Origin of the sequence: Pseudomonas sp. GZJR-8 (genome assembly GCF_002916705.1) — a bacterium.
Taxonomy (GTDB): Bacteria; Pseudomonadota; Gammaproteobacteria; order Pseudomonadales; family Pseudomonadaceae; genus Aquipseudomonas; species Aquipseudomonas synxantha_A.
On sequence record NZ_JXSI01000010.1, the window covers coordinates 198,562 to 223,258 of the forward strand.

17 protein-coding genes are annotated in these 24,697 nt (G+C 60.2%); 5 read left to right on the plus strand and 12 right to left on the minus strand.

The window, feature by feature from the left end; translation table 11 throughout:
- Positions 1-2: 2 nt before the first annotated feature.
- Positions 3-1,403: an amino acid permease gene (locus tag TK42_RS19965; protein WP_005791366.1), complete on the plus strand. Its 1,401-nt coding sequence runs from the start codon at positions 3-5 to the stop codon at positions 1,401-1,403.
- 82 nt (positions 1,404-1,485) lie between these two features.
- On the opposite strand, the gene kynA is transcribed toward TK42_RS19965, so the two are convergent.
- Positions 1,486-2,343, minus strand: coding sequence for a tryptophan 2,3-dioxygenase (gene kynA / locus TK42_RS19970; protein WP_005791367.1), 858 nt, complete (start codon positions 2,341-2,343; stop codon positions 1,486-1,488).
- Complete coding sequence (kynB, locus tag TK42_RS19975; RefSeq protein ID WP_005791369.1) at positions 2,340-2,990, minus strand: arylformamidase; 651 nt, start codon at positions 2,988-2,990, stop codon at positions 2,340-2,342. The genes kynA and kynB overlap by 4 nt, the downstream gene beginning before the upstream one ends.
- Before the next feature lie 369 nt (positions 2,991-3,359).
- On the opposite strand from kynB, the gene TK42_RS19980 reads away from it, so the two are divergent.
- The 3 genes from TK42_RS19980 (at position 3,360) to TK42_RS19990 (ending at position 7,694) form a co-directional block, all read left to right on the plus strand.
- Complete coding sequence (locus tag TK42_RS19980) at positions 3,360-3,704, plus strand: cupin domain-containing protein (RefSeq protein ID WP_003194115.1); 345 nt, start codon at positions 3,360-3,362, stop codon at positions 3,702-3,704.
- Positions 3,705-4,210: 506 nt separating this feature from the next.
- Positions 4,211-4,411 (plus strand): hypothetical protein, encoded by a 201-nt coding sequence (locus TK42_RS27175; protein ID WP_005791371.1) that lies wholly within the window; start codon positions 4,211-4,213, stop codon positions 4,409-4,411.
- Between the two features lie 400 nt (positions 4,412-4,811).
- Entirely contained in the window at positions 4,812-7,694 is a 2,883-nt protein-coding gene (locus TK42_RS19990; RefSeq protein ID WP_256584612.1) for a Mur ligase family protein, read from the plus strand.
- On the opposite strand, the gene TK42_RS19995 is transcribed toward TK42_RS19990, so the two are convergent.
- From TK42_RS19995 to TK42_RS20030, 7 genes are all read right to left on the minus strand, one after another.
- Positions 7,691-8,587: a S9 family peptidase gene (locus TK42_RS19995; protein WP_103734934.1), complete on the minus strand. Its 897-nt coding sequence runs from the start codon at positions 8,585-8,587 to the stop codon at positions 7,691-7,693. The two genes, TK42_RS19990 and TK42_RS19995, sit on opposite strands and share 4 nt — an antisense overlap.
- Before the next feature lie 9 nt (positions 8,588-8,596).
- Positions 8,597-9,763, minus strand: coding sequence for an HlyD family efflux transporter periplasmic adaptor subunit (locus TK42_RS20000; RefSeq protein ID WP_218276555.1), 1,167 nt, complete (start codon positions 9,761-9,763; stop codon positions 8,597-8,599).
- Between the two features lie 50 nt (positions 9,764-9,813).
- The gene (locus TK42_RS20005; protein ID WP_103734936.1) at positions 9,814-11,997 is read right to left on the minus strand and encodes a type I secretion system permease/ATPase; all 2,184 of its coding nucleotides are present in this window, start codon (positions 11,995-11,997) and stop codon (positions 9,814-9,816) included.
- Entirely contained in the window at positions 11,994-13,391 is a 1,398-nt protein-coding gene (locus TK42_RS20010) for a TolC family outer membrane protein (RefSeq protein WP_050549390.1), read from the minus strand. Before TK42_RS20010 ends, TK42_RS20005 begins: the two co-directional genes overlap by 4 nt.
- Positions 13,392-13,578: 187 nt before the next feature.
- Positions 13,579-17,814, minus strand: coding sequence for a BapA/Bap/LapF family large adhesin (locus TK42_RS27045; RefSeq protein WP_218276554.1), 4,236 nt, complete (start codon positions 17,812-17,814; stop codon positions 13,579-13,581).
- A 927-nt stretch (positions 17,815-18,741) separates the two neighbouring features.
- Entirely contained in the window at positions 18,742-19,629 is an 888-nt protein-coding gene (gene mmsB, locus TK42_RS20025) for a 3-hydroxyisobutyrate dehydrogenase (RefSeq protein WP_005791381.1), read from the minus strand.
- Between the two features lie 15 nt (positions 19,630-19,644).
- On the minus strand, positions 19,645-21,162 hold the full coding sequence (locus TK42_RS20030) for a CoA-acylating methylmalonate-semialdehyde dehydrogenase (protein ID WP_032879481.1): 1,518 nt from the start codon (positions 21,160-21,162) through the stop codon (positions 19,645-19,647).
- A 133-nt stretch (positions 21,163-21,295) separates the two neighbouring features.
- Between TK42_RS20030 and TK42_RS20035 the strand changes: the two genes are divergently transcribed.
- Positions 21,296-22,243: a LysR family transcriptional regulator gene (locus tag TK42_RS20035; protein ID WP_032879480.1), complete on the plus strand. Its 948-nt coding sequence runs from the start codon at positions 21,296-21,298 to the stop codon at positions 22,241-22,243.
- Between the two features lie 127 nt (positions 22,244-22,370).
- Here the strand turns inward: TK42_RS20035 and TK42_RS20040 are convergent, their stop codons facing one another.
- From TK42_RS20040 to TK42_RS20050, 3 genes are read right to left on the minus strand one after another with little or no spacing between them, the layout of a single operon-like run.
- Positions 22,371-22,862: an OmpA family protein gene (locus TK42_RS20040; RefSeq protein ID WP_032879478.1), complete on the minus strand. Its 492-nt coding sequence runs from the start codon at positions 22,860-22,862 to the stop codon at positions 22,371-22,373.
- A 5-nt stretch (positions 22,863-22,867) separates the two neighbouring features.
- Positions 22,868-24,130, minus strand: coding sequence for a diguanylate cyclase domain-containing protein (locus tag TK42_RS20045; protein ID WP_032879477.1), 1,263 nt, complete (start codon positions 24,128-24,130; stop codon positions 22,868-22,870).
- Entirely contained in the window at positions 24,127-24,693 is a 567-nt protein-coding gene (locus tag TK42_RS20050; protein WP_032879475.1) for a YfiR family protein, read from the minus strand. Before TK42_RS20050 ends, TK42_RS20045 begins: the two co-directional genes overlap by 4 nt.
- Positions 24,694-24,697 lie beyond the last annotated feature (4 nt).

Sequence of the window (24,697 nt, forward strand, 5' to 3'; positions counted from 1 at the left end):
TAATGGCGGATGACATGGTTAACCCGGTGGGCCTCAAGCGTGGCCTGAAGAACCGGCACATTCAGCTGATCGCCTTGGGAGGCGCGATTGGTACAGGCTTGTTCCTCGGCTCGGCCGGGGTACTCAAGTCGGCGGGGCCGTCGATGATCCTGGGCTATGCGGTGGCCGGCTTTATCGCGTTCCTGATCATGCGCCAGCTCGGCGAGATGATCGTCGAAGAGCCGGTGGCCGGCTCCTTCAGCCACTTTGCGCACAAATACTGGGGCGGCTACGCGGGTTTTCTGGCCGGCTGGAACTACTGGGTGCTCTACGTGCTGGTGGGCATGGCCGAGTTGACCGCGGTGGGCAAGTACATCCAGTTCTGGTGGCCGGAGATTCCAACCTGGGTCAGCGCGTTGGTGTTCTTTGTTGCGGTGAACCTGATCAACACCCTGAACGTGAAGTTCTTCGGTGAAGCCGAGTTCTGGTTTGCGATCATCAAGGTGGTGGCGATTGTCGGCATGATCGTGCTCGGCTGCTACCTGCTGTTCAGCGGCACTGGCGGCCCGCAAGCGTCGGTCAGCAACCTGTGGAGCCACGGCGGTTTCTTCCCCAACGGCGGCATGGGGCTGCTGATGTCCATGGCCTTCATCATGTTCTCGTTCGGTGGCCTGGAACTGGTCGGCATCACCGCCGCCGAAGCCAGCGAACCGCGCAAGGTCATCCCCAAAGCGATCAATCAGGTGGTGTACCGCATCCTGATTTTCTACGTCGGCGCGCTGACCGTGCTGTTGTCGCTGTACCCGTGGGATCAATTGCTGCAAACCCTCGGCGCGTCGGGCGATGCCTACAGCGGCAGCCCGTTTGTGCAGATCTTCTCGTTGATCGGCAACGACACCGCCGCCCACATCCTCAACTTCGTGGTGCTGACCGCGGCGTTGTCGGTGTACAACAGCGGCGTGTACTGCAACAGCCGCATGTTGTTCGGCCTGGCCGAGCAGGGTGACGCGCCCAAGGCGCTGATGAAGCTCAACAAACAAGGCGTGCCGCTGCGGGCCCTGGCGATTTCGGCGTTGGTGACAATGCTGTGCGTGGTGGTCAACTACGTCGCGCCGCACAGTGCGTTGGAGTTGCTGTTCGCGCTGGTGGTTGCTTCGTTGATGATCAACTGGGCGCTGATCAGCCTGACCCACATCAAGTTCCGCAAGGCCATGGGCGAGCAAGGCGTGACACCGTCGTTCAAGACCTTCTGGTTCCCGTTCAGCAACTACCTGTGCCTGGCGTTCATGGTGATGATCATTGGCGTGATGCTGGCGATTCCGGGGATTCGCGAGTCGGTGTATGCGATGCCGGTGTGGGTGGGAATTATCTACATCGCCTATCGGTTTCGGATCAGAAACGGGAAAGTTGCAGTAACCCAGTAAACTCTGTGGGAGGGGCTTGCTCCCTCCCACATTTTTAGCTGCATTCCAAATGAAAAGCCCCGCAGATCCGGGGCTTTTTTGTTTAGAGCGTGGAACGTACTCGCCAGAGTTCGGGAAACAGTACCGTGTCGAGCATCTTGCGCAGGTAACCCACGCCTTCGGTGCCGCCGGTACCCGGCTGGAAGCCGATGATGCGCTCCACCGTGGTGACATGTCGGAAGCGCCATTGGCGGAACGAATCTTCCAGGTCGATAAACTTCTCGGCCAACTGATACAGGTCCCAGTACCGATTCGGGTCGCGATACACCTCGCGCCACGCCGCCTCCACGGAGTCGTCATGCACTGTGGCCGCCGTCGGGTCGCGTTCGGCGCGCTGCGGGTCAATCGCCAGTCCGGCCTTGACCATCAGGTTGACCGCTTCGTCATACAGCGACGGCGTGGCAATTGCCACCTGCAATTGCTGCAGCAAATCCGGGCGATGAGCATGGGGCCGCAGCAGCGCCGGGCTTTTGTTGCCCAGGATGAATTCGATCTCGCGGTACTGGAACGACTGAAACCCCGACGACTGCCCCAGGAACGGGCGAATCGCCTTGTACTCCGAAGGCGTCATGGTCGCCAGCACGGCCCAGGCGTGTACCAGTTGATCGAAGATCCGCGACACCCGCGCCAGCATCTTGAACGCTGGTGGCAGCTCACCCAGGCGCACATGTTCGCGGGCAGCCTTGAGTTCGTGAAGCATCAGCTTCATCCACAGCTCCGAGGTCTGGTGCTGGATGATGAAGAGCATTTCGTTGTGGTCTGGCGACAGCGGGTGCTGGGCGCTGAGGACTTTGCCCAGGTCCAGGTAATCGCCATAGCTCATGGACTCGGAAAAATTCAGTTCGGCGTTATGCCATTCTTCCGGCGGTTGGTAATCAGCTGAGAAAGGACATTGGCTCATCGCGTGGGCTCCTTGAGCGGGCGGAGAATGGCGCGGACCGGGCTGGCATCGAGATGGGCAAAACGTAGCGGCAGCGCGATCAGTTCATAGTCGCCCTCCGGCACTTCATCGAGCACGATGCCTTCGAGGATCGCCATGCCATGGCGCGCCACGGCGTTGTGGGAATCCATGGTCTTGGATTGTTGCGGGTCCAGGGACGGCGTATCGATACCGATCAGGCGAACACCCAGGCCGGCGAGCAGCTCAATGGTTTGCGGGGCGATGGCAGTGAAATTCGAATCCCATTCAGTCAGTGGCGCTTGTGGATAAGTACGCAATAGCACGCGCTCCGGCAGGTTATCCACACGCCCTTGCAACTGATGCGGCTGCACCAACGCGCCGCTGCCCAGGCAATGCAATACCCGGCACGGGCCCATATATACATCCAGCGATACCTCGCCAATCGGCGCGCCATCGGCGCTGTAATGCAGCGGTGCATCCACATGGGCGCCGGTGTGCGGCGACAGGGTTACGCGCCCCACATTTACCGGACACTCCGGGCCGAACTGCCACACGCGCTCTTCCTGGAACGGCGTATCGCCCGGCCAGGTCGGGGTCGCCGTGCTCAAGGGCGGGCTGATATCCCACCACGTTTTTATTGGGTTCATTGCAAGGCTCTCACTGGGTACTGGGGTGAATGATACGAGGGCCAGCTCTGAATTTTCTTGCGAATTCTGGCGTGAGATGGGAAATGTTTCGCACTTACTGCGAGAAAATGGTCAGTTACTGCACAAATCTTTCGTTTAGACATGCCCCTTGTGGGAGCCGGGCTTGCCCGCGATGACGATGGCGCAGCCAGCCTCTTCATTGCCTGACACTCCGCTATCGCGGGCAAGCCCGGCTCCCACAGGGATGGGGGTGATTTCCAGTTCATCACATGACCTGCGCTTCTGGACATCCCGATGTCGAGTTCAGACCACTGGCGCAGCGCCCAAGGCCTTAGGGTTGAGCTTTCCCTTCCCTGCCTCGGAGTCATCATGTCCAAGCCCATCACCGTACTGCGCGACACCCACCCACTGCCGGTCCTGGATGCCTGCAAATGGGAAAAGCTTGAAGGCGACCCGCACACCGTCAACCTCAACGCTTATACCAGCGAAGACGGCAGCAAGATCATGGGCACCTGGATCTGCACGCCGGGCAAGTGGTACGTGGAGTACGTGAAGTGGGAATACTGCCATTTCCAGGAAGGCTACTGCGTGATCACGCCTGAAGGCATGGCGCCGATTCATCTGCGCGCAGGGGATATCTTCGTGGTGGAGCCAGGCATGAAAGGTACCTGGGAAGTAGTGGAGACCGTGCGCAAGTACTTCGTTTTTGCTTGATCCCTTCACCTGAAAAAGGGTCATCCTGGCCCTTTTTGCTTCAACGCCCCGGCGTCGTGCCAACTGCCCCGCTGCCCCCCCCAAACCACAAAAAGTAAAAACAAACAACAGCCGTTTTTTCGAGTTGTATTTTTCGGCGAAACACTCCAAAAAAAACCGGCATAATGAAAAAAAGTCGCCTGCCTACATTATCAGCGCGCCCATACACTACTTTAGTTATAGATAGTATTAATTTTGACAGCTGCGCCTGCTTCGTATAATTTCATTGGAGCCTTGTTAGTATTCAGGCTCATTGGATTACAATCGCATGATAATAGGGATATAGGTAAAAGGTGCAGAAGCTCACATTATCTGAACTTTCAATCACCTTCTGTAGAAAATGCCAGGAGAGTTGAATTAGAATCCCGGCGTATTGACTGCACGGCTCTAAGCCTTCAACACTTCTCGCATCACGTGCTGCCCGCGGCAGTTGAGACCGCGCTTTTGTATGTAAAAGGACTAGAAAAATGCCTGATAAAACTACGCGCCTGACCATCCTCATCGACGCGCCGACCAAACAACGGCTGGAATCCTTGTCCAACGACGTTGACCTTACTATCTCTCAGGTCATTCGCAAACTGATTCGCGATCACCTCCAACAACACGAAAACCTAGTGGCCTCACCTGTCCGAGAGCCCGCAAAGGAAGACTCTTCGATGTACTCCTGATATATAAATTCGAACATCAGCCTATGGACGGACAATAACTTCTGCTGCGAGAAAGTTTGCTTTTTTGACGTACCCACTCGTCAATTAACAATAGCCATCGCCAAGTTATGATGCATGGAGAGTTTCGCCTGTGAAACAGCAACTGCTCGCTTGCTACACTCTTTTGAGCAAACACGTTAACGAGCCGGGTGCCTCATCCAATTCCCCGCCTACCTGCACTTTATTTTTTTCAATAAGTGATAGCACGTACCGTGCAGTGGTATTTCATATTACGGCTGACAACTTCGAAACTGCGTGGCGATTGGGTGAGATTGAACTGCTACATCGCGACAAACAGGCTGTTCTCCAAGGGACTCATAAAACAGATCGTTGGTGGATCCGCGTCGAACGTGCATTCAACGTGACGCCAATAACCTGGGAACAGTTCAGTGAACGCCTCAAGCGCCACAAGCGCAATTACTTCAGGCACGGCCTTGCATTCGATGCCGATATGCAGCTGGCAATCACCGAACAGGAATTGAATGCCAATGCCATCCTGTACGGCGGCAGCGACATTGCCCACGCGACCTTCAACACCAATAACTTCGTCACCTATGCCAAGCGACGGTTCAGCGGCTCACAGGCCACAGCCATCGTGGCAGCGCTTGCCCCCGAAACCCGCGTGTTCACCTTCAACACCACCGGTGTGTTCTGCGCCGAAGATGGCGTCGCCCACCCCCTTAACAGCAGCGGGCCGCAAACCGGCTGGCGTGCCCTGGGAGCGCTCGCACCTGATGATGTTCGGGCGTGTATAAACAGCGCATCCAGCTACCTGAGCACGCAGGTGCAAGACAGCGGGCAATTTATCTACGGCTACTTCCCCTGCTTTGACCGAACCATCAAAAACTACAACACGCTACGCCACGCAAGCACCACTTACTCGATGATCGAGGCCTGGGCACTGACCGGCGATGAACAGCTCAAGGCAGCGATCGAGCGCTCGCTGACTCACCTCGCCGAGGTACTGATCAGGCCCTCGTTGCTGCCCAATGGCAGCGTGGCGGCGTTTCTCATCGACACCGACAACGAGATCAAGCTGGGCGGCAATGCGGTGTGCCTGCTGGCACTGGTCAAGTACAGCGACGTCACCGGCACTCGCCGTTACCTGCCGCTTCTTGAAGCCCTCGCCAACGGCATGGCCTGGATGCAGGATCCTGTCAGCGGGGCGTTTGTGCACGTTTTGCATGCCCATGACCTGAGTGTCAAAGAACCATTTAGGATTATCTACTACGATGGCGAGGCCGCTTTCGGGTTGATCCGTCTCTATGGGCTGACCCGCAACGAGCGCTGGCTGGCCGTGGTGGAAAAAGCCTTCGACTATTTCATCGAGAAAGAGCACTGGCGCGAGCATGACCATTGGCTCAGCTACTGCGTGAACGAACTGACCCGCTACCGACCTGACGAAAAATATTTTCGCTTTGGCCTGAACAACGTCGCCGGCTATCTGGGGTTCGTCCAGCAACGCATCACCACCTTTCCGACGTTGCTGGAGTTGATGATGGCAGCGCAGCAGATGCTGACACGCATCGCCCAGCAACCATCACTGCGCCACCTGCTTGAAGAGATTGATCTGCACGCGTTCTACCGCGCGCTGCATCATCGCGCCCGCTATCTGCTCAATGGCTATTTCTGGCCGGAACTGGCGATGTATTTTGCCAACCCGGCGCGCATCGCCGGGGCCTTCTTTATTCGTCATCACGCGTTCCGGGTACGGATCGACGATGTAGAACACTATCTTTCCGGGCTGATCGCTTACCACCGTTATCTGCTTGATGGTGCCCCTCAGGTCAGTTGGGTCCAGGCCGCAACCGGCGTGGATCGAGCCTGGAACGCAGATACCCTGGCGCAAGTCACCCAGGGCACGTGGGCAACCCCAACGCCGCCCGGCTGGCGCGCAACGGGGCTGACGCCCTCCATGCAGTTCTTCAAGCCGCAGCGGATCCTCAGTCGCCATCCCAGCCGGGTCGGCCCCAATGAAGCGCAATCGGCGCAACGCTGGGCCCAGGCCAAACCCGAACGTCGACCGTCAGCCTTCCTGTGTGTAGACCCCACCCCCTACCTGAGCAGTGGGCTGCCGGTATTGCAGGTTGCCGACACCAGCGAGGCCATGTTGCAGATGGGCCGCCACGCCCGGCAGCACTTCAGTGGAACAGTGTTTGGCGTTACCGGCAGTTTCGGCAAGACCACTGTGGTGGCAATGCTTGCCCAGGCGTTGAAACCCTGGGGCAACGTGGGCCAGACCGAAGCCAACGCCAACCTGCCCCACGGCATTGCCTGGAACCTGGCGAGCATGACTGAGCCGGCAGAATTCTGGGTGCTGGAAATGGCCGTTGGGCGTATGCCGATCAACTCGGCGCTGGTTCGCCCGCAGATCGCCGTCGTCACCGGCATCGCACCGGCGCACTTGGAGTATCACGGAACCCTGGAAAACCTGGCGCGCAAAAAAAGCGCAATATTCGCCTCCATGGCCCCGGGCGGTCACGCGGTACTCTGTCGCGACATGCCTTACTACGAGCTGTTCGCCGAAGCCGCCGAGGTGGCCCACTTGCACGTGATCAGCTTCGGCGAACACCCCGAAGCGGACCTGCGCTTGCTGGATTGGAACAGTGAAGTCCATCAAGTAAACGTCAACGCACTCCTTGCCGGGCAACCCTTGAATTTCAGTCTGAAGGCGCGCGGCAGGCATATGGTAATCAACGCGTTGGGAGTACTGGCGGCCCTGTCTGCACGCGGGCTTGCGGTCGAGCAGGCGCTGGAAACCCTAGGGACCTTCATGCCCGTCGAAGGCCGCGGCAATACCCTGTCAATTACCTGCACAGGCGGCCATTTCCAACTGATCAACGATGCCTACAACGCCAACCCTGGCTCGATGAGTGCCGCGCTGCGCTCAATGACCGATCTGCCTGCCCCACCGCAGCACCGTGTGCTGGTGCTGGGGGATATGCTCGAACTCGGGCCCGACGCCCAACGTTATCACCTGGAGATGGCCGAGCCTTTGCGGGCGGTGGCGCCACGGCATGTGGTGCTGTGCGGCCCGTTGATGTACGCGCTGTACCTGTCGTTGCGTGACGAGCTGCCAGTGCAATGGTTCGAGAATGCCAAGGCGCTGAACCAGGCACTGGCGAACGACCCGCAACCGTGGTTTCAGCCTGGCGATTGGGTCATGGTCAAGAGCTCGGGCGGGACGGGGCTGTCGCAGCTGTGTGATTGGTTGACCTCACGCGAACAGGCGGTGCCGGTCTAGCCCGCGCACTGCGCCGCCGTCTTCAGCCCGATGTCATGGCGCAACTGGTGAAAGGCCGTCGGCACGCCCAGCGCCTTGATCAAATGCGCCTGGTGCCCGGCCCGCATCAGTGCCTGGAAGAAAGCTTCCTGCAGGGCGAACGGTGCGACTTGATCGTCCGGGCTGCCAATCACATACAACTGCCGTGCGGGTGCGACGGCTATGCCATCGATGTGCCGGGCCGGATCATAAGGGTGCAGCAACCCATTGGTGTCACGCCCAGGCCTTGAAGGCAGGCCCTTGCTCTGGCGGATCATCTGCGCCCGCTGCACCAGCGAGAAAGCACCGGAGGTCATCACCGCGCATTTCACGTCGGTACGGCCCAGCGTCAACAGTGCAGCGGCAACCGTAGCGCCACCACTGTGCCCGAGCAACACGAACTGCCCAATGCCATAGCGCTCGCGCAACTGATCCAGCGCCCCATTGAGCGCAATGAACTCCTGCGCCTGACGCCGTTGCCCGTGGTTGCCGCTGGAACCGTAGGTGCCGGGGCGCGCTACGATCACCAGGGGCACACCCGCGCGCTTGGTCAGCATCGTGGCCTGGCTGACTTTGGCGGCCAAGGTGTTGCCGGCAATCGCCTGCGGCGCACGATGCATCTCGCTCGTGCGATCACCGTGGAACATCACAATCACCACGGGCGCACGCTCCAGGGCGCCGCCAGCGAAGTAACGAATGCAGGCATCGCCTCGGGCAATCTCGACCCACAGCGCCGAACCTGGCTCAGTGCAGGTAGCGCGGTCGGCGGGCGCATTCCAGCGCAGTGGGGTCGTCGCCTCATCGAACGCCTGCGCCCAGGACGTACAGGCCATCGTCAGGCCCAACAGCACACCGATGCCGAACGTTCTACCCATCCTGCCTCCTTAGCGTTCTCGCAACGCTTCGCGTGCCCGGTTCATCGGTTTGATCAGGTAGTCGAGCACGGTTTTCTGACCGGTCTTGATGTCTACCGAGGCGATCATGCCGGGCACGATCGAGAACGTCTTGCCGGCCTTGTTTTTCAAGGTGTCGGCATCGGTGCGGATAAACACCCGATAGTAAAAAACTTCCGGTTTGACTTCGTCCTGAATGGTGTCCGGCGAAATGGTCACTACCTTGCCGTCCATGCCGCCGTAAATGGCATAGTCATAGGCCGTGATCTTGACCTTGGCCATCTGGTCGGGATGGATGAAGGCAATGTCCCTGGGCGAGACTCGCGCCTCGATCAGCAGCTGTTCATCCAGCGGCACAATCTGCATCAGCCGCCCATTGGGAGGGATGACGCCGCCGATGGTCGTGACCTCGATATCCTTGACGATACCGCGCACCGGCGAGCGCAAGGTCAGGCGGGTTACCGAATCCGAACGCCCGCGCATCACCGACGACAGCGTCTGCACATCCGCGTTGACCTTGGCCAGGTCCTCACCGGCGCGCACCAGGTAATCGGAGCGCGCCTGGCTGAGTTTCAATTCCAGCTCGGCCTTCTGGCGCTTGAGGCGCAGCACCTCGACATTGCTGGCGGCCCCAACCTTGGCCAGGTTTTCGGTAATCTCCAGCTCACTGCGCACCAGCCCCAGGGAAGAGCGTACACCGGCCAGGGATTCCTCAAGGCCTTTGCGCCGGGTGTTGAACAGATCGGTTTCAGCGCTGATCAGCGCCGGGTAACGTGACAGCTCCGCCGGGAATGCCAACGGTTTGCCGTTCACTTCCGCCTGCAACCGCGCCACGCTGGCCAGGGACGCACGGTACTTGGAAGCGCTTTCATCGAAGTTGGATTCGGTCTTGGTCGGATCAAGCCTGGCCAGGACCTGCCCCTGTTTGACGATATCGCCCTCCCCCACATTCAGCTCCGTGACGATCCCGCCTTCCAGGGACTGAATGATCTGCTCGCGGGAGGTGGGAATGACTTTGCCGCTGCCGGTGGACACCTCGTCCACTTCAAACACGGAGGCCCAGGCGCCAAACGCGACAAGCATGACGGCCACCCACGCCACCACCCGTGTAGCGCGCAGCACCGTACTGTCATCCACGCCCGCGTGGGGGCGGCCGATGTGTTCGTCTTCACTGGCAAGCAGGGGGATTGTTTTCAGCGCATGGGTTTTCACTGGTTTTTCCCCTTGGGTCTGGATAGCCGTGCAATGGCGTTGTCCTTGCTGTCATCGACGATGACCTGGCCGTTGTCGACCACAATGATGCGGTTGACCAGGCTCAATACACTCATGCGGTGGGTGGCGATGATCAGCGTGCGATGGGCCGCCCAGCGATCCAGGTTCTGAATCAATTGGCGCTCGGTAGCTTCATCCAGGGACGCGGTGGGCTCGTCGAGCAAGACAATATGCGGTTGGCGAATGATCAAGCGTGACAAGAGCAACGATTGGCGCTGGCCGCCAGAGAGGCCTAGGCCGCCTTCGAGGATCAGGTGGTCCATGCCGTCGGCGAATTTGCCGATGAAGTCGGCGGCGCCGGTTACCGCCAGGGCCTGGAGGATTTCCTCATCCGATGCATGCGGCGCCCCCATGATCAGGTTGTCACGCAGGGTGCCGTGGAACAGACGCGAGTTTTGCGTCATCAACCCCACATCCCGGCGCACGTCCGCCGGGTCGAGGTGGCCCAGGGCAACCCCGTCGAGGCTGATGTTGCCGCTCTTGAGGTCGAGCATCCCGGCCAGGGCCTGCAGCAAAGTCGATTTGCCCGCGCCGTTACGGCCGAGAATGGCGATGCGCTCGCCCGGCTGGATCTGCAGATCCGCCACCAATAACGCCGGCACCGGCGCTTCGTCGCAATACTGGAAGGCCGCCTGTTTGAGCACATAGTGACCGCGCACCAGCGGTAAATGCACGCGCTTGCTGCCTTCAGCGTGGTCCACCGGCAATTCCATGATGCGGTTCAAACTCTGCAATGCCACCTTGGCCTGCTGCCAGCGCGTGAGTACCTGAGTGATCTGCGACATCGGCGCCATCATGCGCGAGGCCAGGATCGAGGCGGCCACCAGGCTGCCGGTGGTCATATCGCTGGCCATGACCATGGGCGCCCCGAATACGACGACCACGGCAAACACCGAGCCCTGGACGTTGTTGCTCCATGCCACCAACTTATTGGTGAGCAGGCGCAGGCGCAGGCTGGCATCGCCACAAGTGGCGTTGTAATGGTTCCATTGCTGCGAAAAACGCTGCTCGGCTTGCAGGGCCTTGATGTCGTCGAGGCCTTGTACGGTTTCAACCAGCATCGCGCTGCGCAACGCGCCTTCGCGCATCGACTCAGTGGCCAACGCCGCGAGTTTTTTCTGCGCCAGCAGGCCCGGCACCACCAGAAACAGCACGGCCACCAGGGGCACAGCGACCAACGGACCGGCGATCAACCAATAGATCACCAGAAACAGCAGGAAAAACGGCAGGTCTGCCAGCGCGGTCGCCGTGCTTGAGGTGATCAGTTCACGCAGTTGTTCCAATTCCTTGAGTTGGGAAATGAACGAACCGGTGGACTTGGGTCGGGCGCTGTTGCGCAGGCGGATGGCGTGCCCGAACACCAGGTCCGAGACGCGCAGGTCGGCGCGTTTGCCGAGCATGTCAGTGATGCGCACGCGGGTGATGCGCATGATGAAATCAAAGACCAGCGCCAACATCACGCCGCCGAACAGCACATACAGGGTGGGCATGGACTCGGCGGGAATAACGCGGTCGTACACCTGCATCGAAAAGAGCACCCCGGCGAGGCCGAGTACGCTGGTGACCAGGGAAACCAGCATCACGTAGCCATACGGCCGCAGGTCGCGCAGCACGATGGCACTGAACCAGTTCTTTTGGTACGGCTTGATGTAATCATCGACGCGAGTGTCGCGCACCGCGCGCATTGGCCGCAAAATCACCGTCTTGCGTGCCTGCTCAAGCAATTCGCGGCGGCCCAGACGGCTTTGCAAACCGCCATCACCGCTGTAGGCGATGCCGATGCTGTCATCCTCACCGATGAGCTCCAGCACACCGACCTGCCCATCCGCAAACTGCACCACCATCGGCAACTGGCGCTGCATCAGGGTCGAGGCGCTAAAGTCGCCGATCACGCAATTCAACCCGGCCTGACGCGCCATACGCCGCACCACGTCTTCCACCGACGCGCTGTCAGTCCATTGGGCTGCCAGGCGCACGCTTTGCGCTGAACACTCCAGGCGGTAATGGCGGGCCACCCCCAGAATTGCCTCCAGCCATACCTCGTAATCAAAGGTCGGCGGCGGTGTGTGCTGTGTGGGCGCTGCACTCAAGTCGTCATCCAGTTTCACGGCTTCATTCATGGCCGAATCTCCACACCCTGCAGGGTGCTGTTGTCCAAATGGAACGCCGTGCGAAGCCCGCCCGTGTTGTAGAGGCAATCGATATTCAGGCGACGCAGGTCTGCCGCCGTGTTTTCCCGATCCATGCGCGCCTGGTGGATTTCCTGCTCGGCATTGAGCAAGTCGAGTAACGGCCGCGTGCCCAGCTCAAGGTATTGCTGGCGATAAAGGTCACGGGTTTCGGAGATGCTGCGCTCACGAAAATCCAGGGTCGACAGACGTTGCGACAAGCTTGATATCTGGTCGCGGGCTTCGAGCAAACCCTGGCGAACCGCAAGCCGTGCGGCGTCGTTGGCCGCCTCGGCCGAGCGCAGCGCCTGCTGCGCCGCGGTTTTGCGCGCGGTGATTGCGCCGCCCTGGTACAGCGGCATCTTCACGTTGAGAAACACGCCGTAGCGGGTGCGATCGCGGCCGCCGGGCAGGTTGCTTTCATCGTTGTTGTCCAGGTAGTGCGTGATGGACGGGTCCAGCGACACCGTGGGCAAGGCTTCGGCACGCGCCTGTGCAATCAGTGCCAAGGCATCGACCCGCTGGGCCTGGGCGATCAGCAACGTCGGGGTGACGGCGGCATCGGGCACCACGCCCACGCAGGACTGTTCCAGGCTGGCAGGAAAGCCGCTGGCCACGTTCACCGGCGACTGGGCCCCCAGCAAACTGCTCAAGGCGCTGCGCCAGCGGTTGAATTGCGCGGTGAACTGCATTTGGGTGGCCATTGACGCCTCGACCCGCGAACGGGCCTGGATCAAATCGGAACGGGTGCTGGCGCCCATGTCGCTGCGTTTTTTGGCCAGTTCGGCAATCGCCGAAATCCCCTCGATCTGCTCGCGGGCCACAGTCACCAAACGTTGCGAGCGTTGCAGTTCGATCATTGCAAACGAGGTGTCGCGGGCCACTTGGTCAATCGACAACAAGATCGCCGCCTGGCTGCCGCTGACCCGCGCCAGTGCGCTGTCCACTGAGCTGGAAACCTTGCCGAAGTCATAAAGCATCTGCGACGCCGACAACGAAAACGCTCGGCTTTGGCCATTGCCACTCAAGCCGCTGTCATAGCCCGAATTGAAGCCACCGCTGACTTGCGGGTAATACCCGGACCGGGCGATGTTCACGTTCTCGTTTTGTTGGTACAGCTGGCCGATCGCCTCGGCAATCGCCGGGTGCCACTCTACGGCCAACTGAATGGCGCGCATGAGGTCGAGGTTGCTCGGTATGTTGCGCTGGGGTGCCACCGGTGCGCTGACGCCCGCTGGCCCTCCCGGTAAATTCGTGCCCAGGTTGCTGGGGCTGATGATGTTGACGGGTTCTTCATCGTCGAAAAGCGACGTGGCCATGACCGGCTCAATCCCTGGCGCGATCATTGCGACTGCCAGAACCGTGGCAGACAGTTGGTTGGCCAAACTCTTATGCCTCACTGCAAGTCACCTGACTGTTGTCAAACCGGAGGGGGACAACAACGAACCGTGACTGGCATCAGTCACGGCCCATCGCTGCAAGCTTGTTGGTAAGGAAAACCGGGCATTGCGGCCCGGTTATCGGGAAGTGGCGTTACACCACGTTGATGCCGCTTTGTACCCAAAGCTGATGGGCCTGATCTTCCGCACTGGTGTAGACCACGTACTCCAGACCGTTCTCTACTTGCGTCACACCGCCAGTCCAGTCGCCGGTCAGGTGCACGCTGTCCTGATCGTCGCCCTGAATCATCAAGCGATCCGACTCAGGCCCGGTGATGGACACCAGGTCTTCCAGGCTCAACGTCAGTTCCACTGCGCTGATATCGTTCAGGTCGATACTCTGCACATCGCTGACTTTGCCGATCAGGTCGGTGAGGTTGATGGCAGCATCCCCCCCTTCCCACAGCAACCCGTTTGCACCCGCGCCCGCATCGACGTGGGTGAAGTCGGTGTCATCAACCACCACCGCATCGTGGTGCTGAGCATCAACGCTGGCGGCGTCATCCGCGGCCTGATCCACCGCCCCCAGGGCTGCGGCAAAGCCGACACCCTCAGTGGCAGGCGCGCCCGGGTTGGCGTCGTCCCAGACCAGGTCACGGTCTGGCGAGTCGATGCGGATGTACACGTCTGCGGTCTCTTCCTGACCCGTCGGCGTGGTGAGTTTGTAGGTGAATTTATCCACCTGGCCAATCTCATCCAGCGTCAGGCCGGCATTCGGCGTGTAGACGTATTTGCCATCGGCAAAGACGGTCAACGTGCCGTGCTCACCGACGACTTGCGCCCCCGTCTGCCCAGGCACCACATAGGCCCCGCCTACCAGCACGCTCAACACAGTCAATGGCGAACCGAGCACATCCGGTCCGGCCAGGCTGCCAGCCAACAAGTCGCCGGTGGCGTTGGTCATTTCACCGGCCACAAATTGCGTGGTGAAGGTGGTAGTCAAGGTCTGAGCCACCGTGATGGTCGACAATGACAGCACCGAGCCTGTGGATGCGGTGACCCGATACGAACCGGCGTCCAGCCCGGTGAACGTATGCGACGACTGGGTGGTGGTCTGTTGCGTTTCCCATTGGCCTGCGATCAGTTTTTGCAGATTGACGGTGGTGGACGGCAACAGGGTCAAACCGGAAGCGCTGACATCGACCTTCAACACAGCCGTAGAGTCGGCCGCGACGACTATGACTTGGCCCGTACCCGAGCCCGTGCCGATCGCCGGCAGGTTGTAGGTCAAGGCCGGCGCGTCGCTCTCTGTCACCAGGTTGACGATCGCTATCTGCGCCGAGCCCAGATCATCGTTCGCTACCGGGCTGACCGTGCCTGGAGCCGATGGGTCTGTTGCGTTCCAGGTCACGTCGACACTTGGGCTGTCGATGCGCACATACAAGGTGGCGGCGGCAGAACCACCCGCACCATTGACCAAGTGGTATTCGAACGCATCCACTTTGCCGATGTTGGCGACATCGCCGTTCGGGGTGTACTTGTAGTCACCATTGGCAAAAATAGTCAGTTGACCATATTGGCCTTGCAGCACCGTGCCGGTAGTGGCGTCCGCATCGACGAATTCACCGCCGACCTCGACCTGCACCTTGACGGGCCCGCCGTTGCCCGGCACATCCGGAGTGCCTCCCACACCCGGGTCGGTGATGACGTTGCCGGAGACTTCGGGACCGGCTTCGCCAGTGAAATCAGTCAGGCTGTTGTTGGTGATGCTCAATACCGCCGTCGCCCCCGCACCGATGCTGACCAGGTTTGGGTCCAGCTGGAGGGTGAAGCGGTATTGCCCGGCCTGCAGCCCTTCGATCTCGGCAGTGGTGCTTTGACCGAACAGGCCCAACAGATCCAGCAAGCCCGAACCGTTACTGCCCTGTTGAACCGGCAACCAGCCACCCGCGCCGTCGCTCACCTCCAGGACCGCAGTGAAACCGCCTCCCAGCAGCGAAACCAGATCCGCCTGGGCAAACTGCAGATTCAGCGTGCCGCTGGAACCTTCGGCAACCGTGAACTCCTGCGCCTTGGTGTGATCGCCCAGGATGATCCCGCCAACACCCAGCAGAGTGAAGACACGCATATCAGCCAGGTTGGTGTTGGATGTAACGGGTTTGATGGTCACTTCGCTTGTGGCGAGGTCGTCGAAGGCTTCTAGGTCGGCATCGGCGTCAGCGTCAGCGTCAGCATCAGCATCAGCGTCGGCATCAGCATCAGCATCAGCATCAGCATCAGCATCAGCATCGGCGTCGGCATCGGCATCGGCATCAGCATCAGCATCAGCATCGGCGTCGGCATCAGCGTCAGCATCGGCATCGGCATCAGCATCAGCATCAGCGTCGGCGTCGGCGTCGGCATCAGCATCGGCATCCGCATCCGCATCGGCATCCGCGTCGGCGTCGGCGTCGGCGTCCGCATCGGCGTCAGCATCAGCATCAGCGTCGGCATCAGCGTCGGCATCAGCATCGGCATCGGCATCGGCGTCAGCATCAGCATCAGCATCAGCATCGGCGTCGGCATCGGCATCGGCATCGGCATCGGCGTCGGCATCCGCATCGGCATCGGCATCGGCATCGGCATCAGCATCAGCGTCGGCGTCGGCGTCGGCGTCGGCATCAGCGTCAGCATCGGCGTCGGCATCAGCATCGGCATCCGCGTCGGCGTCGGCGTCGGCGTCCGCATCGGCGTCGGCATCAGCATCAGCATCAGCATCGGCATCGGCGTCCGCATCAGCATCCGCATCCGCATCCGCATCCGCATCGGCATCGGCGTCGGCATCAGCGTCAGCATCGGCGTCGGCATCCGCATCGGCATCCGCATCGGCATCCGCATCCGCATCCGCATCAGCATCAGCATCAGCATCAGCATCAGCATCAGCATCAGCATCAGCATCGGCGTCGGCATCAGCATCAGCGTCAGCATCAGCATCAGCGTCAGCATCGGCATCAGCATCAGCATCAGCATCAGCATCAGCATCAGCATCAGCATCAGCATCAGCATCAGCATCGGCATCGGCATCGGCATCGGCATCGGCATCGGCGTCAGCATCAGCATCAGCATCAGCATCGGCGTCGGCGTCGGCGTCAGCGTCGGCATCCGCATCTGCGTCCGCGTCGGTATCATCAATATCAACGGCGACCACGTTAGTCGGGACAGACTCATTCCCCGCAGGGTCCGTCAAGGTGACGGCAAGCGTTTCACCGTTAACCTGAGGCGTGTTCAAGGTAACCTGGAAGGTGCCGTCATCTCCCACTGCCCCGGTGCCGATTACATTGCCATCGGTATCCTTTATGGTCACCGTGGCATTGGGTTCGCCTTTACCGCTGAGCGTTGCGCCGTCGGGGCTCAACGCCAGGTCGGTCGGTGCGGAAGGTGCGGTGGTATCACCCGCCACCACAGGGCTGGCAGGGGATTCATTGCCGGCAGCGTCTTTGAGAATGACGCTCAGCGTTTCGCCGTTAGTCTGCGGCGTGTTCAAGGTGACCTGGAAGCTGCCGTCATCCCCCACCGTGCCGGTGCCGATTACATTGCCATCGGCATCCTTTATGGTCACCGTGGCATTGGGTTCGCCCTTACCGCTGACGGTCAAACCGTCAGGGCTGACCTCCAACTCTGAAGCGGCGGCAGGTGCCGTGGTGTCACCGGCGACAACGGTTGCAGGCGGCGAGACTTGGCCCAAGGCATCCTTGAGGGTGACTTGCAGCGTTTCACCATTGGTTTGCGGTGTGCCCAGGCTGACCTGGAAATTACCGTCTGTGCCAACGGTGCTGGTGCCGAGCACATTGCCCGCAGCATCTTTGACCGTTACCGTCGTACCGCTCTGGCCTTTACCGGTGAGGAGCGTGCCCGCACTGTTGACGGCCAGACCGCTCGCGGCTCCTGGAGCGGCGGGTGGCGAATCGTTACCTCCGCCTCCGCCGCCGCCGCTCATTGCCGCCGCAGCACCGCCCACGGCGAGTAGCCCCAGCCCCCACAGCACCCAGCTCGGGATGGAACTGTCTGCGGCAATGGCGGCCACACCCAGCTCGTCGAGGGTCGAAATTTCAGTAAAGGTGAAGCCCGAATAAGGCGTGGAATAGTTGCCAAGCAACAAAGTACCGTCTTCACCCTCCAGCACCAGTTGGTTTTTCGCACCGTCGGCGCCCACCACAAAAAAGTTCTGAACCGTGACGGTCTCACCTGACTTCAGCGTGACTACCAGATTCTGCCCGGACTGTTGAAACGACTGAACGCTTTCCGGCCCGAAGGGCAACTTTACAATGCTGGTGTCTTTGAGGCTGGTAGTTCCCAAGGCATGTTCCGTCGCCGTCCCCGTCGCCTTGTCGACAATTGTTATATTTTTCATCTCTCACCCGTTTCAATTTATGGACACACAAAGCTCAGCGCGAGCGAATGCCCACGACAGTGATTACCGTCGAGCGCTAAATTTGTTTTTGCGTTATTGGTGAACTGTTCGGACTAAGTGGCGATCACCCAACGCCCGTTTCTTCACGCAGTCGCGCGTTGATGGGCTCGGACTCGCGACTCACAGGCGGCAATTGATGTGACAGGCAGGTAAGCCTGGAAGGCGCCGCCACCGGCAATGAGTGGGTACGCCCGCAAGCCCACAACTCAAGCAATCGGGAGAGATGGAGAGCCATGAGACTGGCCTTGTCGAGTCCCTGACCGGTGTGGGCCAAAGCAGCTGATCGCTCGGCAATACTCGCTGTCCGCTTCCTTTCGCTAGCCATTTTTAAGGCACCTGCACAACCTGGAAAAAATAAAACACTGCGGAGAAAACTGTGGAGGCATACCCAACTGAAAACGCCCGCCAGCCAGATACTAGCGAGGCAATAGCCGACATCAAAGGGAAAACTAAACAGGTATTAAGCACGCCTAATTAACGGTCATGCCCATCACATATATGACGCCCATCAATTATTTTTTCATCATCACACCATGATAATTAATCACTCCACATATGCGACCCACATGATGAATCAATGATCAAAAACCGAGAAAAACCATCAAACCTTTTCAAGTTGTAATAATTTATTTCAAGGTGGTACACACCTCAAACAGGCTCATGCGAACCAGTTAGTTGATTAGTAATAAAAACGCATATAGCAGCGAAGCTCGCGTAATGCGAGGCAGCAAAAGTTGTAATCACGATGGGGACAGGTATTAGGGGATATATCGAGGGGGCAGGTGCACAAGGCGCCTGAAATACTGCGAACGCATAGACAAGCCAACCTCCGAGAACCCACCCAAAGGGGGCTCTCGGAACTTGCCTTTATTGAGGTTTGCGATAGCTATTGATGATGGCCGAGAAGTCTTTACCCCCCTCCCCGCGCTGGCTCATCGACTGGTACAACTGCTGGGCCACTGCGCCGAGGATCACCGGCTGATGCGCCTGGCGTGCGGCTTCCGTGGCCAGGCCCAAATCCTTGAGCATCAGGTCGGCACCAAAGCCACCGGTATAGCCACGTGATGATGGCGCGGTTTCGATCACACCCGGCCAGGGATTATAGGTATCGGAACTCCAGCAGCGCCCGGTGGAGCTGTTGATGATGCCGGCCAGCACTTGCGTATCAATGCCGAGCGCATCGCCCAGGGCCATGGCCTCACTGACGCCGACCATGCTGATACCCAGCAGCAGGTTGTTACAGATCTTGGCGATTTGCCCGGTGCCGACATCGCCGCAGTGCACGATGTTGCGGCCCATCTGCGCCAGCACCGGTTGCAGGGTAGCGAATAATTCCGGGTTGGCGCCGACCATAAAGGTCAGCGTCCCGGCCTGGGCACCGCCGGTGCCACCGGAGACCGGTGCATCGGCCACTGCCACGCCTTGTTTCGCTGCCGCTGCAGCTACATCACGGATGGTTTGCGGATCGATGGTGCTGCAATCCACCGCTGGGACGCCTTTGCCGATGCCCGCGAGCACACCGTCGTCATTGAGCCATACGCTGCGCACGTGAGCAGCGGCCGGCAGCATGGTAATCACCAGTTCTGCGCCCTGGGCCGCATCACGCGGTGAGCTGCTGATGGTGCCGCCCAGTTCGGCGAGTTCCTTGAGTACCGCCTGGTTCAGGTCGAACAGGTTAAGCGCGTGCCCAGCCTTGATCAGGTTGCGGGCCATGGGCGCGCCCATGTTGCCCAGGCCGATAAATGCAATCTTCATGGTCGTCTCCCAGGTTCAGCGCAGGTTGATGGTGGTGTTGACGCCATCGTTGACCGTGTCGTCATCGAACCAGCGGCTGGTGACGGTTTTGGTCTGGGTGTAGAACTGCACCACTTGCTTGCCGTACGGGCCCAGGTCGCCGAGTTTGGAACCGCGCGAGCCGGTGAAGCTGAAGAACGGCACTGGCACCGGAATCGGAATGTTGATGCCGACCTGGCCCACATCGATTTCGCTCTGGAATTTACGCGCCGCCGCACCACTTTGGGTGAACAGGCCCGTGCCATTGCCGAACGGGTTGGCGTTAACCAGGGCGATGGCTTGGTCGAGGGTGTCGACTTCCAGCACCACCAGCACCGGGCCGAAGATTTCCTCGGTGTAGATGCGCATGTCGGTGGTCACGCCCGAGAACAGAGTCGGGCCGACAAAGTTACCTTGTTCGAAGCCCGGCACCTTGATATCGCGGCCATCCAGCTCCAGCTTGGCGCCTTCTTTCACGCCGCTTTCGATCAGTTCAAGGATGCGTGCCTTGGCGCGCTTGGAGATCACCGGGCCGACATCCGTGCCGGCTTCGCTGCCAGCATTGACCTTGAGCTTTTGTGCCAGGGCCTTGAGATCCGGCAGCCACTGCTTGGACGCGCCCACCAGCACCACCACCGAGGTGGCCATGCAACGCTGGCCCGCCGCGCCGAAACCGGCGCCGACCAGGGCATTGAGGGTGTGTTCACGGTTGGCATCCGGCAGCACCACGGCGTGGTTCTTGGCGCCCATCATCGACTGCACGCGCTTGCCGTGTTTGCCGGCCAGGTCGTAGACATGGGTGCCGACGGCGGTGGAACCGACGAAGGACACGGCCTTGATATCTTTGTGAGTACAGAGTGCATCCACCACATCCTTACCGCCGTGCACCACGTTGAGCACACCGGCCGGTACGCCGGCTTCCAGCGCCAGTTCTACCAGCAGCATGGTCGACAACGGGTCTTGCTCGGAAGGCTTGAGGACGAAGGTATTACCGCAGGCAATCGCCATCGGGAACATCCACAGCGGAATCATCGCCGGGAAGTTGAACGGAGTGATGCCGGCGCACACACCGATAGGTTGGCGCAGGGTGTAGGTGTCCACGCCACCGGCCACGTTTTCGGCGAATTCGCCCATTTGCAGGGTGCCGATGGAACAGGCGTGTTCGACCACCTCCAGACCACGAAAAATATCGCCCTCGGCATCGGCAATGGTCTTGCCCTGCTCGGCGCTGAGGACCACGGCGATACGCTTGGAGTGTTCACGGATCAGGGCTTGCAGCTTGAGCATGATGCGCATCCGCGCACCGATCGGCGTCAGCTTCCAGGTCTGAAAGGCGCGATGGGCGGCGTCGATGGCAGCGTTGACTTCATCGGCAGTGGCAAACGGGACCTTGGCCAGCACTTGTTGGGTGGCCGGGTTGACGATGTCTTGCCACTCGGTGGTCTTGGATTCGACCCACTCGCCGTTGATCAGCAACTTGACCTGTTGCACGGAAATATCGGCAGATGCGTTCATGTGGTCTCCAGAATCTTGTAGTTATGCAGAGAACCAAGGCGTTGAATCGCCTTGAAGAATGAGGCGTTCGGACTGTTTTTGGAGTATAGATGTGCAAACTTCTAATAAGAACGCACATAAAAGCCGGTCCAATATGCAAAAAAACATCACCTCTCTAGGCGCCCTGAACTGGGATGACCTGAAGTTTTTCCTCGAAGTGGCGCGCACCCGCAAGGCCAGCGTGGCCGCCAAGCGCCTGGCGGTGGACTACACCACCGTGTCGCGGCGCATCAGTTCACTGGAAGTGTCGCTCGGTACGTTGCTGTTCGAAAAATCCCGGACCAACGGCTTCGTGCTCACCACCGAGGGCCAGCGTTTGCTCGGCTACGCGGAGTCCATCGAAAGCACCCTGCACATGGCCTGCGAACAAGTCTCCGGCTCCGGCGTGGCGCTGTCCGGCCATGTGCGCATGGGCTGCACCGAAGGGTTCGGTAGCTTCTTCGTCACCCCGCAGTTGAGCCATTTCGTCGACACTTATCCCGCGATCTCGGTAGACATCCTGCCCCTGCCCCACTTCATCAGCCTGTCCAAGCGCGAAGCCGACATCGTCATCGCCCTGGAGCGCCCGGAACACGGGCCGTATGTGTGCTGTAAACTGTGCGACTACAAACTGCAGCTGTACGCCACCCAGGACTACCTCGACCAACACCCGCCAATCCGCAAACCTGCGGATTTGGCCGAGCATCCGTTTATCAGCTACGTGGATGACCTGGCCTTCAGCTCGGAGCTGCTGTACCTGGCCAACGTGGTGCCCGGCGCCAGCGCCAGCCTGCGCAGTACCAGCGTGATCGCGCAGTACGTGGCGGCGCAGCAGGGCCGGTCGATGGCGATATTGCCGTGTTTTCTGGCGGCGCAGGATCCGCGCTTGTTGCCGGTGCTGGGAGAGCAGATTGCGATTACGCGGCAGTTCTGGATGTATTGCCGGGAGGATTTGAGGAAGTTGAAACGGATTACGTTGTTGTGGGATTACATCAGGGAGGTGACTGAGCAGAATCAAGGGTTGTTGATGGGGCAGACGCGGGAGATGCGGTTTGCAGGCTGAATGTGGGAGCTGGCTTGCCTGCGATAGCGGTGTATCAGCAAAAGCTATATCTACCGATCAACCGCCATCGCAGGCAAGCCAGCTCCCACATATTGAATGCATTTCAGCTGGGGGAAGGTGAACCCGCTTAGTCTGCGATCACAACAATCGACACCCGGCGATTCTCGGTGCGGCCTGCTGTGGTCGTATTCGGCGCCACCGGCTCGCTGCTGCCCAAACCGCGCAGTTGGATGTTTTCTTCTTTCATACCCACGCGGGTCAGCACCTTGCCCACGCTCTTGGCGCGGCGCAGGGACAGCGCCACGTTGTAGGGTTCTTTGCCCGAGGCGTCGGTGTGGCCGTCGACACGTACGCGCTCGATGCCCGCGCCTACCAGGGCCTGGCCGATGCGTTCGACGATGTCGGTGCTGGGTTTATTGAGGGTTTCGATGTCGCTGCCAAACAGGACCTTGCCGGACAGGCCGAAGGCCCAGCCCTCGTCGGTCAGCTCGAAGCCTTGCTGCTTGAGTACGGCGACTTGCGCCGGGGTGAGCCCCTTGGGCGGGGGCGTCTGGCAGCCGCTGAGGGCCAGGAAGGCAACGAGTAAGGAAATAAATAAAACGCGTGTGTTAGCGAACAAGGGAATCAACTCCTGTGTTGAACGTTGACGACGGGATGCTCCGACTCCGCCGTTTGCTGGCCGCCTGAAGACAGGCGTTTGGCCTGGTACATCGCCGCATCGGCGGCGTTGAGCAAGGTGCCGGGAGTGGCGCCATGATCGGGATAAATGGCAATGCCGATACTGAGGGAGGTCAACACCTGGGTACCCCCTGGCAGCGAAATCGGCACGTCCATGCTGGCAATGATTTTATCGGCGATGCGATGGGCGTCTTCGGCCTTGTGCAGCGGCGCCAGCAATACCGCAAATTCATCGCCGCCCAGGCGTGCCACCAGGTCATCCTCGCGCAGTTGCGCACGCACGCGATCGGCAACAGCCACCAACACGGCATCGCCAGCAGCGTGACCGAAGCTGTCGTTGATGTCTTTGAAGCGGTCGCTGTCGAGAAACAGCACCGCCACCCGCTCGTTGACCTTGGCGGCACTACGCAAGGCGCGAATAAGCCGGCCTTCGAAGAACGCGCGGTTGGGCAGGCCAGTGAGGCTGTCATGGCTGGCCTGGTGGGCCAGGGTTTCGTTTTCGCTTTGCAGGTGGCTCTGCCAGGCCTCCATCTCGCCGAGCAGGGCGTTGAAGTCGCTGCCCAGGCTGTCGAGTTCGGCGATCTGCGCCGAGGGTACGCGGCGGTCAAAGTCTCGCTCGCTGCGCGCGGCGTGAGCGACGGCGGCCAGGCGTTGCAGTGGCACGGTGATGCCATTTAACAGACGCCGCGACAAGTGCAAGGCCACCCAGGCGCTGAGGGCGGTGCAGATCAGAATCCCGATCAGGCCGCTGAGCAAGAAGCGCAACAGGCTGCCACCGTGGCCGACCAGATGGATGCTGCCGACGGTTTGCCCTTGGCGCAGAATCGGCTGGCTGATGGGCTGTTCGAGCAGGGCGTGCGCTATTTGCAACTCGACCCGTGACAACATGCCGGTTTCCGGGCGAACCCAGCGCGCCAGCAGCTTGCCGTTGATATCGAATACTTCTGCCTGGGCCACTTCTTCGGTGGAGGCGATCAGGCTCAGGGCTTCGGTGGCCGCCGCGCTGTCGTTGAACACTACAGCCGCTTCCACGGTGTAGTTGATGGAGCGGGCGATCAGGTGCAGGTTGTGCTCGGCGTAAACCCGCAGGGCAAGTACGCCGAGCAGGGTCAGGGACACACTGGCCAGGGTGACCGCCACCAGCGCCAGAATCATATGCCCGCGGGCAATCACCGAGCGCAGGGTCGGCCGCACTTTATCGCGGCTCATGAGCCAGGCGCTCGACGGCGAGACAACTGCAACACACTGGGATGGATACGCACGCCGCTGCGGGCGACGGAATCCAGGTTGACCTCGAACGACACCTGCTCATCGCTGACGCGCAGGCAGAACAGGCTGCCCACCGTGCACTGGTCGCCCCCTTCGCTAATGCTGAGTACAGGGTGGCCAATCAATGAGGTAAACAGGCGGTTGCGTTCGTCGGGGGTGATTTTGCCGATGTAGACGGCATCGCAGGCATTGACGATATCCGGATGATCGACCAGCAGGCGCCGTACCAGCACTGGACGACCGGTGGCCTGGGTGGTGCCTTTGACCAGGTCATCGGTGTACTGAGTCGGCCCCACAACACACAGCCGCAATTGCGCAGGCTCCACCGGCCATCGCGCATAACTGAGAATGCCCAGGACGACCTGGGTGACCGCCTGGGCGCGCTGCTCGGCGAGGCTCGGCGTCTGCGCCCAGACGCGCGGTGCGAGCAGGCACAGAACCGCCACCAGCAACATCCGTCTCCAGCTCAAACTGCGCTCTGTGGGCGAGACAGCCACGTTCATGCAG

Coding starts and splice junctions, on each gene's coding strand:
- TK42_RS20005 (WP_103734936.1), bottom strand. CDS start 11,997: ATGAATGAAGCCGTGAAACTGGATGACGACTTGAGTGCAGCGCCCACA.
- TK42_RS19980 (WP_003194115.1), top strand. CDS start 3,360: ATGTCCAAGCCCATCACCGTACTGCGCGACACCCACCCACTGCCGGTC.
- TK42_RS27175 (WP_005791371.1), top strand. CDS start 4,211: ATGCCTGATAAAACTACGCGCCTGACCATCCTCATCGACGCGCCGACC.
- mmsB (WP_005791381.1), bottom strand. CDS start 19,629: ATGAAGATTGCATTTATCGGCCTGGGCAACATGGGCGCGCCCATGGCC.
- TK42_RS19995 (WP_103734934.1), bottom strand. CDS start 8,587: ATGGGTAGAACGTTCGGCATCGGTGTGCTGTTGGGCCTGACGATGGCC.
- kynB (WP_005791369.1), bottom strand. CDS start 2,990: ATGAACCCAATAAAAACGTGGTGGGATATCAGCCCGCCCTTGAGCACG.
- TK42_RS20045 (WP_032879477.1), bottom strand. CDS start 24,130: ATGAGCCGCGATAAAGTGCGGCCGACCCTGCGCTCGGTGATTGCCCGC.
- TK42_RS20035 (WP_032879480.1), top strand. CDS start 21,296: ATGCAAAAAAACATCACCTCTCTAGGCGCCCTGAACTGGGATGACCTG.
- TK42_RS19965 (WP_005791366.1), top strand. CDS start 3: ATGGCGGATGACATGGTTAACCCGGTGGGCCTCAAGCGTGGCCTGAAG.
- TK42_RS27045 (WP_218276554.1), bottom strand. CDS start 17,814: ATGAAAAATATAACAATTGTCGACAAGGCGACGGGGACGGCGACGGAA.
- kynA (WP_005791367.1), bottom strand. CDS start 2,343: ATGAGCCAATGTCCTTTCTCAGCTGATTACCAACCGCCGGAAGAATGG.
- TK42_RS20030 (WP_032879481.1), bottom strand. CDS start 21,162: ATGAACGCATCTGCCGATATTTCCGTGCAACAGGTCAAGTTGCTGATC.
- TK42_RS20050 (WP_032879475.1), bottom strand. CDS start 24,693: ATGAACGTGGCTGTCTCGCCCACAGAGCGCAGTTTGAGCTGGAGACGG.
- TK42_RS20010 (WP_050549390.1), bottom strand. CDS start 13,391: ATGATCGCGCCAGGGATTGAGCCGGTCATGGCCACGTCGCTTTTCGAC.